This window comes from Azospirillum himalayense (assembly GCF_042657465.1).
GTDB classification, from domain to species: Bacteria; Pseudomonadota; Alphaproteobacteria; order Azospirillales; family Azospirillaceae; genus Azospirillum; species Azospirillum himalayense.
Genome location: NZ_JBHSLC010000073.1, coordinates 1 through 623 on the forward strand (window position 1 = coordinate 1; position 623 = coordinate 623).

At 56.7% G+C, this 623-nt stretch carries 1 rRNA gene; it reads left to right on the top strand.

The annotated features are described in order from the left end of the window. Positions 1-623: ribosomal RNA gene (locus tag ACFPMG_RS23855) — 23S ribosomal RNA — on the top strand; the annotation flags it as partial.

Here is a 623-nt window from a genome sequence, read left to right on the forward strand (position 1 = left end):
GGTGACGGCGTACCTTTTGTATAATGGGTCAGCGACTTACAGTAAGCAGCGAGCTTAAGGCGATAGCCGGAGGCGCAGCGAAAGCGAGTCTGAAGAGGGCGCGTGAGTTGCTTGCTGTAGACCCGAAACCCGGTGATCTAGCCATGGGCAGGTTGAAGGTGCGGTAACACGCACTGGAGGACCGAACTCACGCCTGTTGAAAAAGTCGGAGATGACCTGTGGCTAGGGGTGAAAGGCCAATCAAACCGGGAAATAGCTGGTTCTCCGCGAAAGCTATTTAGGTAGCGCGTCGGGCGATTGCCCACGGGGGTAGAGCACTGGATGGGCTAGGGGGCCTCGCGGCTTACCAAACCTAACCAAACTCCGAATACCGTGGAGCACAGCCCGGCAGACAGACGGTGGGTGCTAAGGTCCATCGTCGAGAGGGAAACAGCCCAGACCGCCAGCTAAGGTCCCCAAATCACGGCTAAGTGGGAAAGGATGTGGGAAGGCCATGACAACCAGGAGGTTGGCTTAGAAGCAGCCATCCTTTAAAGAAAGCGTAATAGCTCACTGGTCTAGTTAAGCCGGCCTGCGCCGAAAATGTATCGGGGCTCAAGCCGTGTACCGAAGCTGCGGATGTG